Here is a 13,089-nt window from a genome sequence, read left to right on the forward strand (position 1 = left end):
GCCAGATGTCACGGTGCGTCACTTGACGCTCAGGTCTGGGGCTCCCAGACCCGTACACACAGCGAGCTGCCTCCCCCGCGGGTCCCTGGCGGGTTGCCGGAGGGGGTCACCCCCCTGGGGTCAGTCACCCTCCGTGGTCGACAGCCAGAGGGAGCTGGCAGGCGGCTGGTGGCCGGCCAGAGCGTGCTGGGCGGCCTGCCACTCCTCGGCTGTCCACGTGTGCTCCTCAGCGAGCACCAGGCCGCCTCCTGGCAGCCTGTAGAGCCGCACCGTGTGCTCACCCATCGGCGTGCTGTCCGACCGCTTCCCGCCGTAGCTGTGGCGGGCGCTGTGCGGGGAGGTCCAGCTCGACGAGTAGGCGGTTCTGGAGCTGGACGGTCCAGTGCTGGTTCGGGTTGTCCGGGTCGACGAGGGCGCGGCCGTCGATGGTGCGCTTGATCGCCTTCCACCGGATGAGCTTCTCGCCTGCGTAGAGCTCGATGGAGATCCATGCGGGGTCGACGTGCTTGGGGTCGATGTGGTTGGCGGTGAGCCAGGCGCAGATCGCCTCGCGGTTGGTGTCGAGTTCCTCGCGGAGTAGGACTCTGATGACGGTCACGTGTTCCACCCTCCTGGCTGGTGGCGTCCGGTCTCGCGGGAGTGGCAGCTGTGGCAGAGGCCGCGGCCGTGGGCTGGGTCGTCGGGGTCGTGGCCGGCGTCGACGAGCTCGCGGCGGGAGAGCGGCCAGTGGTCGGCGTGTCGGCTGGGCTGGCCGCAGGGCTGGGCGTGGCCGTGGTCCTGCTCGGTGCAGACGCAGGCTGGGTCGCGGGCGAGGACGCCGGGGCGGAAGCGGGTGCGGTGCTGTTGGCCGTAGCCGCGCTGGGTGGTGGTGCCGCGGGCGCGTTCGGCTTCGGCGCGGTGGGTGGGGCAGCGTCCGCTGTCGGTGATCTCGGGGCAGCCGGGCACGGTGCATACGGTGCGTGCTCTGCGTCTGGCCACGGTCAGCTCTTCCACGCTGCGTACCAGCGAGCGAGCCGCAGCGCGAGGCGCCCACCCCAGGTCTGGCTTAGCGTGCTGTCCAGCTCCTGCTGAAGCCGGGAGATCGCGAGCTCGGTGCCCGCGTACCGGAGTTCGACCGGGGTGGTGCTGGTGTGGGCTCTGCGTCTGGCCACCGCGATCACCTGCCTCTACGCTGGCGCCCTGTCGAGCGAGGGGGTTGTGATGGCTGTGTCGCAGGTGGCTCAGGGCGTGGGCCTGGCCGGGGTGGTGCTGGTCTGCGGGGGGATCCTGTTTGGGGTCGCCTCGGTGGGTGACTGCGGGTCAGCGTGGTCGCCGAAGGAGGGCACGGGCATCACCGCGCTGACGCGCGCGGATGCTGCGGAGTGCTCGATGAAGCTGTCCGGCCGGTCGGGGACGGCGTGGCTGTTGACGGTGGCCGGTGCTGCTGCGGTGGTGGGCGGGCTGGTCGGCGGCCGCCGGGAGGACGAGGCGGTGCCTGATGTGCCGCCGGCTGGGCCGCGGGTGGTGGGCAAGGGCCCGCTGGTGCCGTAGCGATCAGGTGCGCGGTGGCCAGGCCCAGGTGCCAGGCTCGGCGCCTTCGGCGCGGCTGGTGACCCAGAGGGTGAGCTCGCCGTCGAGGAGGACGTGCAGGTTGCAGAGCGGTGACCCGGGGGTGGCGTCCCAGATGCGGACGATCACGGCGGGGAACGCGTCGCCCGCCTGGGCCGAGTTGGACAGCGGGCTTCGGCCGTCAGGCAGGGGCCGATTCTGCTGGGCGGTGATGCGCTGCTGGTCCTGCTCACTGAGCGTGTAGTGGACGATGCGTCCGATGGTGGGCTGCACGGCGCTCCTTCGGTGGTGAGGCTCAGGCGGCGACGGGGCCGACGGTGCGGTGTGCCCGGGCGCGGGTGCGCTTCTCGGCCCGGGCGACGTCGAGCTGCCGGTAGAGGGGGCGGCCGCGCTCGTCGAGGCCGGCGGGCTCCAAGAGGCCGCGGCGCTTCCACTGCCAGATGGCGTCAACCGTGACGCCGCAGAGGGCGGCGGCCTCCCGGGGGGTCATCAGATTGGACATGACGGCCTCCCGGGAAACGCGGAAGGCCCGACCGTGGTGGTCGGGCCTTCCTGTACGTGGGCGCACGTGTGGTGCTGGCAGCAGCCTGACACATGGCGCGGATCTTGCGCAAGCGGCGTTCCCGCTAGGCGCCCGGCGTGGCGAGCTTGGTGAATGGGTCGCCGGTGGGCACCGGGTGTGCGGCCTCGTACTCGGCCCACAGCAGCAGCTCTGCGGTGGCGAACGTGTCGGCGGTGGGAGTGCTGCCGACCTCGCCCGCTTGGGCCTGGACGAGCAGGGCGTCCGCCCGGTCTCGGTCGAGGCCGTAGTCGACGGCGAGGCCGCGCAGGGTCTCCAGGCGGGCGGCGCCCTGGCGGGCAGCGCGTAGAGCGGTGTCGTACACCGTGGTCGTCATGCGGTCACTGTGGCACGGGTCGCGCCGGTCGCGATCTGCGTGATGCGTTGGGGGCTGCGGCCGTCGGTGGCGGCGACGAGGTCGCGGGGGACGCCGCCGGCGCGAAGCCGGCGGACGAGGTCGTCGCGGGCGTCGTCGTCGTCGGGGTGGTGGGCGGTGCGCTCGACGGCCCGGGCGAGCCAGGGCAGTGCGCTTACCCCGAGGGGGCCGTCGCCGGGAGGGAGGGGAAGCCAGCTTTCCAACACCTTCTCGGCCTGCTCGATGTGGTGGGGCAGGTCGTCGAGGGCACGCTGGTGGAGCACGTGCCAGCCGAGGCTGATGCGGGTGGGGCCGGGCAGCGGGACGACGAGGTCGACGACCTCGCGGCGGCCGTCGGGCAGCCTGCTTACCCTGCCGCGGCAGTAGGTGGCGTGGCTGATGCGGTGCGGGCTGGGGCTGTCGCTGAGCTGCAGGAGGACGGTGTCGGTGTCGTCGGTGGCCCAGACGGTAGCGGTGCCGGTGATGGTCCAGGCGCCGGCGATGCCGTGGAGGTGGGCGGCGTGGACGGCGCCGAGGGTAAGGGGGCTGCTCACGGTAACTCCGGGCGAGGTAAGAGGGCTGTCAGGCGGCGGTGGCGAGGTAGTCCTCGACGCGGGCGTCGTACTCGGTCTGGCGCATGATCACGCCGCAGACGTCGTCGCTGCAGCGGATGTCGTCGCCCTCGGCCTGGCTGAGGGAGAGGAGGCCGCACCGGGGGCAGGGGAGGGCAAGCGCGCGGCGGCGCGCCGGCTTGTCCAGCCGGTACCACCCGGTGACCTCGCTGAGGTGTCGGTGGAGCTGTCCGGCCTCGTCGGCGAGGTCTGTGGCGTAGGTGCGGGTGGCGGCGAAGGCGAGGTGGAACAGCAGGTACTGGATGGCGGTTCGGGCCTGGTGCTCGCTGTCGAGCTCGTAGGGCGCGCGGGTCGGCGTCGGAAGGATGGCCCAGGCGGACCAGTCGTTGGCCCGGCGGCGATCGTCGAGGACGGTCTCGGCCCAGCTGGTGAGGAGGCCGAGGGTGGGGGTGTTGTCGCGGCGGGGGCCGAGGTCGTCGAGGACGTCGAGGCGGCAGGGGAGGGGCGGGGTGCGGGTGGCGCCGGAGACGCGGGCCCCGCGCGGACCGGCGCCGGGCAGAAGCGCGAGGTGGGCGTGGGCGATCAGCTCGGGGAGCTGTTGGAGCTGGGTGCGGAGGCGGTCGAGGTACGGGGCGGGGAGCATGTCCGGTCTCCTGTGCTGTGCTGTCTCGTCGGCGCGGTCAGGCGAGGGGCGGGTAGTTGTCGATGCTGGGGGCGTCGACCACGGGCCTGAGCGGGGGTGGGGGGTCGCGGGGGAACTCGTCGTCGGCGGTGAACAGGGCGAGCGCCTCGGTGGTGAACCGCTCGTCCTCGCCGCGGGCGCCGCTCACGGCTGGGCCTCTGCCAGGTGACGCTCGGCCCATTCGTTGGAGTCGTGCTTCGAGCCGAGGTCCTCTTCGGCCTCACCGCAGGTCCAGCAGAAGGCGCGCCACCCGTCCTCGTCCTCTGAGATGTGGACGTCGTGGTCGGCAGGTGGGACCGCGCTGGACGAGGCGCAGGGGGCGGCCGGGTGGGCCTCGATGGCGTGGAGCAGTCTGGCGATGTGGTCGGCGCGGTGCCGGTCGACGATGCCGTGCTCCTGGCTTGCGCGGCGGCGGGCGGACTGCCAGGCGGTCCGGTACCGCCCGGCGCGGGCGGCCTGCTGCTGGAGCTGGGCGAGGTAGGTCGGGGTAGGTGCGCGGCGGGCGGCGGCCCCGGCGCCGGCGAGGGATGCGCGGAGTTGGCGGACGCCGGCGCGTAGGGCGGCGTCCTCGTCGGGGGTGAGGCGGCGGCGGCTGGCGGTGTCGACGAGGTGGTCGAGTTGGTCGGCGGAGGGTGCGGTGGGGCGGGTCATGGTTGGTGGCTCCCGGGGATGAGGTCGCTGTGCTCGGCGTCGGCGCGGACGGGGTCGGGCTGCTGGGGGTCCTGGTCGTCCTCGGCGGCGGCGAGGCAGAGGGCGAGGACGAGGGCGGTCGAGCCGGCGACCATGAGGGCGCCGGCCACCGCGGCTGGGGCGGTCACTCGGTGCCGTCGGCCCAGACGATGCGGGTGTGGCCGCCGTGGCCGTGGACGTGGACCGCGTCGTCGATCGACGCCCAGTTGACGGTGGACGGCCGGTCGCCGGTCCAGCGGATGGTGACGGTGCCGTCGGGCCACTGCACGCCCCAGGCGACGACGCCGGTGCCGGAGACGCCGGTGACATCGTGATCGCGCTGGAGGTGGAAGAGGCGGGGGCGGGGACCGTCAGCGGGACGGGTCGTCGCAGCCGGCTCCTGCTCGGGCGTGGGGACCTGGTCCGCAGCCGCCCCATGGTGGCGCTGGATCGCCTCGTCCACGGTCCGGACGCCGAGGGCGCGTAGGACCCGGGCGAGGGCGGCGCGGACGGTGCTGGCGGCGATGCCGAGGGCGGTGGCGATGCGGCCGGTGCTCCAGCTCTGGGTGGTCCAGCGGAGGACTTCGGCCTCGCGGATGGTGAGGGGGCGGGTCATCGGGGGCCGCCGTCCTGGCCGAGCACCGCGCGGGCGACCGCGAGGGCGTGGGTGGAGTCCTCGGCGCCGTCCTGGCCGGTCTCGTCGAGGTGGAGCTGGTAGGCGGCCTCGTGGGCCAGCCAGTCGGCGAGCGGCCGGGCGAGGGCGGGGGCGGCAATCCAGGTTCCGGTTCGGAGTCGGTTGACGGCGGCGGCGAGCAGGTCGGCGGGCTGGTCGGTCACGGGGTGCTCCTCGGGCCGGGGTGGGGCCGCCCGTGGTGACGGGCGGCAGACGGGTGTCAGGGGTCAGGCGGCGTGCTGTTGCCGCTGGGCGGCTCGGGCCTCGATGCACGGCTGGCAGCGTGGGATGCCCTCGCGCCGGTGGATCCAGTAGCCGGCTGCGGTGCCGCACTCCCCGGTCCAGTCCGGTACGGCGGCCGGGTCGTCGATGGTGTCGTCGTCCCACGCGCCCACCGGCGCCCAGCCGTTGGCACGGGCGTGGTTGCGGGCGCGGGCGACGGCCTGGGCGGTCACGCCCTCGGTCAGCGGGTCGGTGGACCACAGCTCGTTGTAGGAGCTGCGGACGGCGCGGGCGGTTCGGACGATGGTGCGGTCGCGGCGGAGCAGGGCCGAGATGTTGCCCGGCGTCGACCCGATGCGGTCGGCGAGCTGGGCCTGTGGCCAGCCTGCTGCGGTCAGCGCTTGGAGGCGGCGGATACTGCCGGTCGCGTCGATGATCAGGCTGCCGGGGAGAATGTCGATGGTGGGCTCGACGTTCAGGATCGCGAGGGCGGTGGCGGGCCGGATCTGGGCGGGCGGCGGGGTGCCGCGCTCGGGCCGGCCGTGGGTCAGGTCGCGGATGCGTTTGCGGTCGAGGCTGGCGAGGGCGGCGATGGTGCGCTCGCCCAGGCCGCAGGCCTTGAGGTCGACGACGTGCGCGCGGGCGGGGGCGGCGTCGACGTAGGGCTGCCACTGGCCGCGGCGGATGAGGTGTTCGCGGTGGTCGCGGTAGGTGGCAACGGCCCAGCCGCAGGTGTTGCAGCGGCAGCCGTCGAGCTTGTAGCGGGCGTATCCGTGCGGCCGGGTCGTCATGGTGGCGGGTCCTCAGCTGGTCGGGGTGCGGACGGCATCGACGAACGCGTCGAGGTCGGCGAGGGGGATCGAGGAGCCGTTCGGGTCGGTGCGGAAGTACACGCCGGGGGTTCCGTTGATGTCGGCGGTGAAGACGGCGATGCGGTCGCCGTCGACGTCGGTGTACTTCCATCCGTCGTCGCCGGTCGGGGTGATGACGGAGATGATCTCGTCGGGCTGGTCGGTGGCGCCGTGGGTGATGCGGATCTGCATGCGGGTCTCCGTGGTGGGTGTGGCGCGCGCGGTTCGGGGCTGGACCGGTCCGGCGCGGGGGGCGTCAGGCTGCGGGCAGGGTGGCCTGTGAGAGGCGGCGGGCTGCGGCTTCGCAGTAGCGTTCGTCGGCCTCGATGCCGATGGCGCGGCGGTCGGCTTGGCGGGCAGCGTCGAGGGTGCTGCCGGAGCCAGCAAACAGGTCGACGACGAGGCCGCCCTCGGGACTGCCGTAGCGGATCAGCAGGTCGAGCACTGGGACGGGCTTCTCGGTGGGGTGTCGGCGGGCCCTTACGGCGGAGGCGGTGATGACGGACAGCTGGCATCGGAGGCCGTCGTCGGTCCATGTGCCGGCTGGCCGGTGGGTGTAGGTGTCACCACGGCCGCCCCGGGCTCGCTTCACGGTGCCCGTCTTCGGGCGGTTGCTGGGTACCCGCGGCGTCTCGTGGTGTATGTCGCTCCAGGGCCCCTGATACCAGTGGAAGACGTGTTCGTGTGCACGCCGGAACCTGTCGGCCTGTACGCCGGTGCCGGCGGTCTTGGCCCAGATGACGTCTTGGGACATGCGCCAGCCGGCTGCGATGAAATCGGCGTAGTGATCAAGGAAGATGCGGGCGGTGCCGAAGCACCACATGGAGCGGGCCACGGTGGCGGCGAGCGCGACCCAGTCGTCCGGCCACTCGTCCCAGGTGCAGCTGCCGGTACGTTGCATGATCCCGTAGGGCGGGTCGGTAACGATTAGGTCGGCGGTGATTCCGAGGGCGGGGAGGAGCTCGCGGTTGTCGCCGTGGTAGAGGGTGACGTGGTCGTCTTGGTAGTAGGGCTGGGGCACGGTGCTCCTCGGGGTCGCGGCGGGGCTGTGCGGGCGTGTGGCGTCCTTGCGGGCGGGCGGTGGCCGACGGGTCCGGTCCGGCGCTGCGGGGCCGTCAGGCGGGCGGCTGGGGGTCGCCGGGGGCGGGCTCCGGGTTGAGCGCCGCGCGGATCTCGTCGAGGAGGTTGCGGGTCTGCGGTCCGATGCAGTGGTCGGTCCACTGCTCGACGACGTCGAGGGCGGCGTCGAGGCGGCCCTCGGCGCGGGGCTTGGTGGCGTCGTTGACGATGGCGGTGACGACGGCGCCGCGGAGCTCCTTGTCAGCCACCGTGCGGGCCTGGATGGCGTCGAGGTCGAGGGGCGCGGCGGCGGTCAGGTGCTGGGTCATGGGGTTCTCCTGGGCGCGGTCGGGCAGGTCCGACAGGGCTGCGGTCAGAACGCGACCGCGCTGGGCATCGCGATGATCTCGACCTCGCGAGGGTGGAGCTGGCGGGTCGCGATACACAGGGCGCCGGCGTGCCCGCGGTCGCGGGCGCCGAGCTTGCGGAAGATGCGGCCGAGGTGCGACTTGACGGTGAGTTCGCTGATGAACAGCTCGCGGCTGATCTCGATGTTGCTGCGGCCGTTGATCACCAGCCGCATGACGCGAAGTTCACTCTCGCTCAGCCGTTGACCGAGCTGTGCCGGGCGGGCGGGGGGCATAACGGGCTCCCGGGGATCAGGCTGGTGCGGGTTGCGGGTTGCGGGTTGCGGGTTGCGGGTTGCGGGTTGCGGGGTGGCCCCGCCGACCGTGTCTCGGCCGAGGATGGTCAGGCCGATGGCAGTGGCGACGAGGACGAACAGGGGCTCACGAGCAGGCGGTGATGTTCCAGCCGCCCTCGATGGCCTCGACCTTGGCCACGCGCAGCAGCGGGCCGCAGGGCCAGGGCACGGAGTCGCCGTCGGCGATCCAGCAGCCGAGGCAGAGGTCGGGGTCGCAGGGGTTGACGGCGGGGACGAGGGGGTGGTCGGTGACCACCTGCGCGAGGGTCATGTCGGTCCTCCAGGGCTTCGGGGTGGTGGGGGAGTCGTCGGGGGCCTCGAGGAGGTCCGGGGTGATCTGCCATCCGTCCTCGACAAGGGCGGCGGTGATACGGACGGCGAGCGCGTCGGGGTGGCTGTGGCCGGCCCGGGCGGCGTCGTGCGCGGCGGTGCGGATGATCTGCACGGCGGCGGGCGGGATCACGCGGCGGCCTGCTGGACGAGCCAGGCGTCCAGGCGGCTCGGGTGGCTGCCGGTGCTCAGCTCGTCGCCGTTCAGTCGGCCACCGCTGGGACGGGTGCACGGGTCGCCGCGCCGGGCCCGGCATGCCGGGACGGGGCACGGGATCGTCCATTCGGCGCGGCGCGCGGTACGGAACTGATCGAGGGCCTGGCGGACGTCGGCGGGGATGTACGGGGCGGCGTCGTCCCGGGTCGGCGGGGTGCGGCCGATACCGGCGACGAGCTCGGCGACGGCGAGCGGCGGGCCCTCGGCGATCGCGGCCGGGGTGGGCTCGGCCTCGCCGACCGCGACCGCGCGCCGGGTTGCGCCGAGCTCGCGGCACCAAGCGCCGGAACGGTCCGGGTCGACGGCGGGCGTCGGGTCGGTGTGCCGGGCGAGGCGGGCCCTGCTCCAGGTGTCCCAGCGGGTCGCGATGTCGGCGGGCATCACCGACCAGGGCGAGGTCCGGTAGTGCTCGCGGGCGGCCCGCAGCGCGAAGTCGTACGGCACGCCGGTGAGTGCGGCGGCCCACATCAGGGCCTGTGCCCGCTGCTCGGCGTCGTCGTCCTTGCGGACCCGTGGGTCCGCGAGCGCGATCTCGGCGATGAGCCGCGGTATCAGGTCGGGTGTCATGTCTGCCTCATCTCGTCTGCGAGGGCGGCCATGGCGGCGAGGTAGGTCCCGGTGCGACTCGGACCGTCGGCGCCGCCGGGCGTCCCGTCGGGGAGGGGTTGGAGGGTGAGCCACTGCGTGAGGAAGAACCGGGCGCTGAAGGGCCGGTCCTGGACGGTGCGCCAGACGCGGGCCGCGTACTCGACGAGGGCGTCCGCGCCGACGGTGGCGATTTGCCGGGCGAGCTGCTCGCGTTCGTCGGGGCTCAGCGGCCAGGACACCCGCATGCCGGCGGCCTGCATTGCGGAGGCCAGCCGGGTAACGGCGGCCTCGTCGTCCTCGGCGGCGCCCGGTGCGGCCGGCACCTGGCCCGGGGCCACGCGCGCGCGGTGGTCGTGGAGCCTGTCCCTACCGTAGGTAGGTAGGTATCTGTAGGCGCCCGCCGGGGACGCTGTCCGGACCGCGTCCGGGGACGCTGTCCGGGGGCGTCCGGGGACGCTGTCCGGAACCTCGGAAGGCGTTCGCGGACGCTGTCCGGAACCCCCGCCGGGGACGCTGTCCGGAACCCCCGCCGAGGACGCTGTCCGGACCGCGTCCGAGGACGCTGTCCGGACATCCCTGGCGGCCTCGGACGCGGCGATGCTCTCCTGCTTCTCGGCAGCCCGGGCCCGACGCTGCCGGGTCTCGGTGTAGTGGAGGAGGTGGCGGGGCCAGTCGATCTCTTCCGTGTCCGGGAGGATCGGAACCATCAGCTGATAGACCGTCGACGCGTTGGGGCGCCGCTGCTGAGTCAGCATTCCGGCCTCGGTGAGGACGCGCAGCGAGCGGGTGACCGACTCGACCCCGCAGCCGGCCAGCGAGGCCAGGGTCTCGCGCGCCGGGAAGGCGCGGCCGCCGTCGGCGTCCGCGTAGGAGGCGAGCCACACCCCGATCCGGGCCACGGCCGCCAGGTCGCGGCTGCGGACACGCAGGACCTCGGCGCGCAGCCGCGTGGTCCAGGTGTGCCGGGCCGCCGGGAGGCTGGCCGGGCGGGTGCGGGTGGTGCTCAAGGGTGCCCTCCGGGCGGTAGGTGGGGTGGTCGCCGGGCGGCGGGCGAGGACTCGGCTCGCCCGCCACCCGGCCGCTCGGTGCCGGGTCGTCAGGCCGCAGCCGGGGCCGGTTCGCGCAGGGTGCGCCCGCACGAGCAGCGCAGGGCGCCGTCGGGCGAGGGCTCCAGGTACTTCCAGCGGTGGAAGGGGCACGGGGTGACCAGGCCGGCGCCGGGGGCGTGCCGGGTGATCGCGTTGCGCGGGTCGTACGGGCCGCCCATGGCGCGCACGGGGTGCAGGTCGAGGCAGGCCAGGCACTGGCCGACGGTGCCGGGCGGGATGGCCAGGGTCAGCCGTTCCTTCCGGGAGCCGGGGCAGGTTCCGGGCAGCTCGTTGTCGCGCGGGTTGAAGACCAGCAGCCGTCCGGCGGGGCCCTCGGGCTCCTGGCCGGCGCCGACCGCGCGGCCGTCGCACGGCCCGCACACCTCGGCGTCGGCCGGCACCGCCTCCTTCGAGAGGAACTGGTCGTCGAACACGGCCCCCTGACACCACAGGTGGTAGACGGTCCGGCCGGTGCAGTAGCGGACGCCGGAGCGCACGCGGTGCCAGCGGCGCATCCGCTCGGTCTTCACGAAGCGGGGGCCCTCGGTGAGCGGCTCGGCGTCCGGGCCGTACATGCCGACGCTGCTGCTGACGGGCGGGAACAGCGGGACCATGGCGGTCTCCTCCTTGCAGGTGGTTCGGGGCTTCACCTGCGGCCGGTGGCGGCCTGGGCGAGGCGGTAGGTCTGGGTGGTGCTGCGGCGCCTGCCAGAGGCGATCGCTCGCGCGTCGACGAGGGCGCTCGCCGAGGCCGGGGTCGGCAGGGTCTGCGGGGTGTAGCCGGGCCCGGGCTGCGACTCCGGGTGTCCGGCCTGGGCCGCCGGGGTGTGCGCGGGGCACCGGGGGCCGACCACGTACGGCCGGGCGGTCCGGCCGCAGTGGCGGTCATCGGCGGGCAGCCACTGCCCGGCGGCCGCCGGTCACCGGCGGCGCCAGGCCGGAGGGAGCGTGACGAGAGCCTGGTTGACCTCGTCACCGACCGGCACGCCGGCCAGGTCCAGCTCGGTGAGCAGGCTCAGGGCGGCCGTGATGACCTCCGGCCGCCCGCTCGACAGCCCGTTGGCGATGTGGTCGACCACCGTGCGCCGCATGACGACGTCGGCGGACTCGGGCTGAGGAGCGGGCATCAGGAGCCTCCGGTCAGTCGTTGCGCGGGCGGGGAAGGGCGGCCGCGCGGGCGCGCCGGTAGGCGCGGCGCCGACGGCGGCGCGCGAGCTGCTCGCGGCTCGGCCAGTAGGCGATGGCGACCGCGGCGGCCACGGGGGCGGAGAGGATCGCGCCCGAGGCGATCGGGCCGAGGGAATTGCTCACTGGGCACCGTCCTCGACGGGCAGGTACGCGGTGGCGTAGACCGGCGAGCCCGCGATCATGGTCGAGTGGTGCAGCGACACCACCGACAGGCGCTGGCCGTCGATCTTGCTCGTGATCTCCGACTCGTCCGTGTCGACGCCGAGCGCCGCCGCCAGAGCCCGCACCGCGTCCCGGCCCTCAGGGCTGCGGTCGTCGGGTTCCACAAACAGCGCGCCGTCCGAGTTGACCCGCCACACGAGCGGCAGGCTGCCCAACTCGATGTGCTGAGCCACCAGGACATGAAGTGCGGCGATCGTTGCGAGGGCGGGGGGCATCACACCGCCACCGCCGTCCGGGCCGGGGCGACTGCGACCAGGCGCACCATCACGTCCTGGACCGTCGCGACGATCGTCCATCGGAGACCGCCGGCGACCCGGTCGGACCACACGCTGTGCGTCCCGATCGTCTGCCGCCAGCCATCCAAGGCCATCAGGGCCCGCGGTCCGCTGAACTGGCCGACGACCGCGCCGGCCGCGTCGACCGTCCAGGTCGGTGCCTCGCTCGCGCCGGACCCGGCGGCCATGCGCGTCAGGTGGACCACGGCCTGCATCGCGGCTGCCTGCGCCGCCAGGTCGAGGGCGCTCACGCCGCCACTCCCAGGCCCCGCGGGTGCAGGGCGCGCACCAGCGGAGTGTCCGGCAGGGACCCGGAGGCCGTGGTCTCGGCGACGACGGACAGCATCACGCCCGGGCAGCCCGGGATCTGCCCGTACGACAGGACCCAGCGCAGCCCGCCGGAGGGACGCGTCAGTCCGTTCGGGCCCGTCTCGTCCCGGCCGCCGACGACGGCACTGCGGGGCGCCGACGCGGAGTACCAGGCGGACAGCTCTCCGATCGAGGCGGTCACGGTGGCCCGGCGGCCATCGGGGGCGAGCTCGACGGCGTCGATGGACTGAGCGGGCAGGCCGGCGCGGGTGCGGAGCACCGCGATACCGGCGAGCACCGTCCGCTGCGGGACGTAGGGGGCGGCCGCCGGGGGGATACCGGCGGGGGCACGGGTAGGCTCGATCATGCGGGCCTACCTCCTTTCGTTTCGGGTTGATCGGTGGGCCCGGGGTCGCTCTCCTGGGGTCGCAATCCGTGGGGAGCGGCCCGAACCTGTTTTGGGGTCAGGCGGCGAGCGGCTGCTGGCGTCGCGGCCGGCGCGGCTCGGGGGCCTGGCGGGTCGGGTCGAGCGCGAGGTTCGACCGGGAGTCATTCGCCTCCTGCGCGTCGAGCCACGCATCGAGGGCAGTCCGCCGGTACATCACGCGTCCACCAGCCCGGAACCCGGGCGGGCCGCTCCTGCGCTCGCGGAGGCCGCGCAGGCCCTTGGTCGACCGGCCGATGTAGGCCGCAGCCTCCTCCAGCGTGAGGAGGTGCTTCTCGGGTCCGCTAGTACTCATTGCTCCCCTCCATTGCTCATTGGGAGAGATCAGCGATCTCGGTGATCTCGGCACCCAGCCCGGCGGCGATCCGCTTGATCACCTCGGGTTGGGCGCCGCGCTGCCCTCGTTCGATTCGGGACGGGTGCGCAGGTGAGACACCGACCAAGGCGGCGAACCGCCGCAGGCCGTAGCCCGACCGTTCGCGCCTGTGCCGGATGTTCGGTCCGTGCGCTCTCACACCGAGAACCATATGAGCAAT

At 73.9% G+C, this 13,089-nt stretch carries 32 protein-coding genes; 1 reads left to right on the forward strand and 31 read right to left on the reverse strand.

What is annotated here, in order from left to right; all coding sequences use genetic code 11:
- Positions 1–120: 120 nt before the first annotated feature.
- From ACGFZP_RS05180 to ACGFZP_RS05195, 4 genes are read right to left on the reverse strand one after another with little or no spacing between them, the layout of a single operon-like run.
- Entirely contained in the window at positions 121–285 is a 165-nt protein-coding gene (locus ACGFZP_RS05180; RefSeq protein ID WP_392928748.1) for a hypothetical protein, read from the reverse strand.
- Complete coding sequence (locus ACGFZP_RS05185) at positions 278–598, reverse strand: hypothetical protein (RefSeq protein ID WP_392928750.1); 321 nt, start codon at positions 596–598, stop codon at positions 278–280. The genes ACGFZP_RS05180 and ACGFZP_RS05185 overlap by 8 nt, the downstream gene beginning before the upstream one ends.
- On the reverse strand, positions 595–945 hold the full coding sequence (locus ACGFZP_RS05190; RefSeq protein ID WP_392928752.1) for a holin: 351 nt from the start codon (positions 943–945) through the stop codon (positions 595–597). Before ACGFZP_RS05190 ends, ACGFZP_RS05185 begins: the two co-directional genes overlap by 4 nt.
- 35 nt (positions 946–980) lie before the next feature.
- A complete protein-coding gene (locus ACGFZP_RS05195) occupies positions 981–1,151 on the reverse strand; it encodes a hypothetical protein (protein ID WP_392928754.1) in 171 nt (56 codons plus the stop codon).
- 49 nt (positions 1,152–1,200) lie between these two features.
- On the opposite strand from ACGFZP_RS05195, the gene ACGFZP_RS05200 reads away from it, so the two are divergent.
- Positions 1,201–1,530: a hypothetical protein gene (locus ACGFZP_RS05200; protein WP_392928756.1), complete on the forward strand. Its 330-nt coding sequence runs from the start codon at positions 1,201–1,203 to the stop codon at positions 1,528–1,530.
- A gap of 3 nt (positions 1,531–1,533) precedes the next feature.
- Here the strand turns inward: ACGFZP_RS05200 and ACGFZP_RS05205 are convergent, their stop codons facing one another.
- The 27 genes from ACGFZP_RS05205 to ACGFZP_RS05335 all read right to left on the reverse strand — a co-directional run bounded on the left by ACGFZP_RS05205 (position 1,534) and on the right by ACGFZP_RS05335 (position 13,080).
- Positions 1,534–1,821 (reverse strand): hypothetical protein, encoded by a 288-nt coding sequence (locus ACGFZP_RS05205; RefSeq protein ID WP_392928758.1) that lies wholly within the window; start codon positions 1,819–1,821, stop codon positions 1,534–1,536.
- Between the two features lie 22 nt (positions 1,822–1,843).
- A complete protein-coding gene (locus tag ACGFZP_RS05210) occupies positions 1,844–2,050 on the reverse strand; it encodes a MerR family transcriptional regulator (protein ID WP_392928760.1) in 207 nt (68 codons plus the stop codon).
- Positions 2,051–2,174: 124 nt separating this feature from the next.
- Positions 2,175–2,444 carry a hypothetical protein gene (locus ACGFZP_RS05215; protein ID WP_392928763.1) on the reverse strand — a complete coding sequence of 90 codons (270 nt, stop codon included), beginning with the start codon at positions 2,442–2,444 and terminating at the stop codon, positions 2,175–2,177.
- A complete protein-coding gene (locus ACGFZP_RS05220; RefSeq protein WP_392928765.1) occupies positions 2,441–3,016 on the reverse strand; it encodes a hypothetical protein in 576 nt (191 codons plus the stop codon). The genes ACGFZP_RS05215 and ACGFZP_RS05220 overlap by 4 nt, the downstream gene beginning before the upstream one ends.
- Positions 3,017–3,044: 28 nt before the next feature.
- A complete protein-coding gene (locus tag ACGFZP_RS05225; RefSeq protein ID WP_392928767.1) occupies positions 3,045–3,677 on the reverse strand; it encodes a hypothetical protein in 633 nt (210 codons plus the stop codon).
- A 37-nt stretch (positions 3,678–3,714) separates the two neighbouring features.
- The gene (locus ACGFZP_RS05230; protein WP_392928769.1) at positions 3,715–3,864 is read right to left on the reverse strand and encodes a hypothetical protein; all 150 of its coding nucleotides are present in this window, start codon (positions 3,862–3,864) and stop codon (positions 3,715–3,717) included.
- On the reverse strand, positions 3,861–4,367 hold the full coding sequence (locus ACGFZP_RS05235) for a hypothetical protein (protein WP_392928771.1): 507 nt from the start codon (positions 4,365–4,367) through the stop codon (positions 3,861–3,863). The genes ACGFZP_RS05230 and ACGFZP_RS05235 overlap by 4 nt, the downstream gene beginning before the upstream one ends.
- Positions 4,364–4,534: a hypothetical protein gene (locus tag ACGFZP_RS05240; RefSeq protein ID WP_392928773.1), complete on the reverse strand. Its 171-nt coding sequence runs from the start codon at positions 4,532–4,534 to the stop codon at positions 4,364–4,366. Before ACGFZP_RS05240 ends, ACGFZP_RS05235 begins: the two co-directional genes overlap by 4 nt.
- Entirely contained in the window at positions 4,531–5,001 is a 471-nt protein-coding gene (locus ACGFZP_RS05245) for a helix-turn-helix transcriptional regulator (RefSeq protein ID WP_392928775.1), read from the reverse strand. The genes ACGFZP_RS05240 and ACGFZP_RS05245 overlap by 4 nt, the downstream gene beginning before the upstream one ends.
- Positions 4,998–5,222 carry a hypothetical protein gene (locus ACGFZP_RS05250; protein WP_392928777.1) on the reverse strand — a complete coding sequence of 75 codons (225 nt, stop codon included), beginning with the start codon at positions 5,220–5,222 and terminating at the stop codon, positions 4,998–5,000. Before ACGFZP_RS05250 ends, ACGFZP_RS05245 begins: the two co-directional genes overlap by 4 nt.
- Positions 5,223–5,285: 63 nt before the next feature.
- Positions 5,286–6,071, reverse strand: a complete 786-nt coding sequence (locus ACGFZP_RS05255; protein WP_392928779.1) for a hypothetical protein — start codon at positions 6,069–6,071, stop codon at positions 5,286–5,288.
- 12 nt (positions 6,072–6,083) lie between these two features.
- Positions 6,084–6,323, reverse strand: coding sequence for a hypothetical protein (locus ACGFZP_RS05260; RefSeq protein ID WP_392928780.1), 240 nt, complete (start codon positions 6,321–6,323; stop codon positions 6,084–6,086).
- Positions 6,324–6,387: 64 nt separating this feature from the next.
- Complete coding sequence (locus ACGFZP_RS05265; protein WP_392928781.1) at positions 6,388–7,152, reverse strand: DNA-methyltransferase; 765 nt, start codon at positions 7,150–7,152, stop codon at positions 6,388–6,390.
- A gap of 94 nt (positions 7,153–7,246) precedes the next feature.
- Positions 7,247–7,519: a hypothetical protein gene (locus tag ACGFZP_RS05270; RefSeq protein ID WP_392928783.1), complete on the reverse strand. Its 273-nt coding sequence runs from the start codon at positions 7,517–7,519 to the stop codon at positions 7,247–7,249.
- 44 nt (positions 7,520–7,563) lie between these two features.
- Complete coding sequence (locus ACGFZP_RS05275) at positions 7,564–7,833, reverse strand: helix-turn-helix transcriptional regulator (RefSeq protein ID WP_392928786.1); 270 nt, start codon at positions 7,831–7,833, stop codon at positions 7,564–7,566.
- A 145-nt stretch (positions 7,834–7,978) separates the two neighbouring features.
- A complete protein-coding gene (locus tag ACGFZP_RS05280; RefSeq protein WP_392928788.1) occupies positions 7,979–8,356 on the reverse strand; it encodes a hypothetical protein in 378 nt (125 codons plus the stop codon).
- Positions 8,353–9,006 carry a hypothetical protein gene (locus tag ACGFZP_RS05285; RefSeq protein WP_392928791.1) on the reverse strand — a complete coding sequence of 218 codons (654 nt, stop codon included), beginning with the start codon at positions 9,004–9,006 and terminating at the stop codon, positions 8,353–8,355. Before ACGFZP_RS05285 ends, ACGFZP_RS05280 begins: the two co-directional genes overlap by 4 nt.
- A complete protein-coding gene (locus ACGFZP_RS05290; RefSeq protein WP_392928793.1) occupies positions 9,003–10,034 on the reverse strand; it encodes a helix-turn-helix domain-containing protein in 1,032 nt (343 codons plus the stop codon). Before ACGFZP_RS05290 ends, ACGFZP_RS05285 begins: the two co-directional genes overlap by 4 nt.
- An 89-nt stretch (positions 10,035–10,123) precedes the next feature.
- Positions 10,124–10,729, reverse strand: a complete 606-nt coding sequence (locus ACGFZP_RS05295) for a hypothetical protein (RefSeq protein WP_392928795.1) — start codon at positions 10,727–10,729, stop codon at positions 10,124–10,126.
- A 32-nt stretch (positions 10,730–10,761) separates the two neighbouring features.
- Positions 10,762–10,968 (reverse strand): hypothetical protein, encoded by a 207-nt coding sequence (locus ACGFZP_RS05300; RefSeq protein ID WP_392928797.1) that lies wholly within the window; start codon positions 10,966–10,968, stop codon positions 10,762–10,764.
- Between the two features lie 66 nt (positions 10,969–11,034).
- Positions 11,035–11,241, reverse strand: a complete 207-nt coding sequence (locus ACGFZP_RS05305) for a hypothetical protein (protein ID WP_392928799.1) — start codon at positions 11,239–11,241, stop codon at positions 11,035–11,037.
- Between the two features lie 13 nt (positions 11,242–11,254).
- Entirely contained in the window at positions 11,255–11,425 is a 171-nt protein-coding gene (locus ACGFZP_RS05310) for a hypothetical protein (protein WP_392928801.1), read from the reverse strand.
- Positions 11,422–11,697, reverse strand: coding sequence for a hypothetical protein (locus ACGFZP_RS05315; protein WP_392928802.1), 276 nt, complete (start codon positions 11,695–11,697; stop codon positions 11,422–11,424). The genes ACGFZP_RS05310 and ACGFZP_RS05315 overlap by 4 nt, the downstream gene beginning before the upstream one ends.
- A gap of 41 nt (positions 11,698–11,738) precedes the next feature.
- On the reverse strand, positions 11,739–12,050 hold the full coding sequence (locus ACGFZP_RS05320) for a hypothetical protein (protein WP_392928804.1): 312 nt from the start codon (positions 12,048–12,050) through the stop codon (positions 11,739–11,741).
- Positions 12,047–12,475 (reverse strand): hypothetical protein, encoded by a 429-nt coding sequence (locus ACGFZP_RS05325; RefSeq protein ID WP_392928806.1) that lies wholly within the window; start codon positions 12,473–12,475, stop codon positions 12,047–12,049. Before ACGFZP_RS05325 ends, ACGFZP_RS05320 begins: the two co-directional genes overlap by 4 nt.
- 97 nt (positions 12,476–12,572) lie before the next feature.
- Positions 12,573–12,848, reverse strand: coding sequence for a helix-turn-helix transcriptional regulator (locus tag ACGFZP_RS05330; RefSeq protein ID WP_392928808.1), 276 nt, complete (start codon positions 12,846–12,848; stop codon positions 12,573–12,575).
- A 16-nt stretch (positions 12,849–12,864) separates the two neighbouring features.
- Positions 12,865–13,080 (reverse strand): helix-turn-helix domain-containing protein, encoded by a 216-nt coding sequence (locus ACGFZP_RS05335; RefSeq protein WP_392928810.1) that lies wholly within the window; start codon positions 13,078–13,080, stop codon positions 12,865–12,867.
- Positions 13,081–13,089 lie beyond the last annotated feature (9 nt).

The organism is Kitasatospora sp. NPDC048239 (genome assembly GCF_043202015.1).
Lineage (GTDB): Bacteria > Actinomycetota > Actinomycetes > Streptomycetales > Streptomycetaceae > Kitasatospora.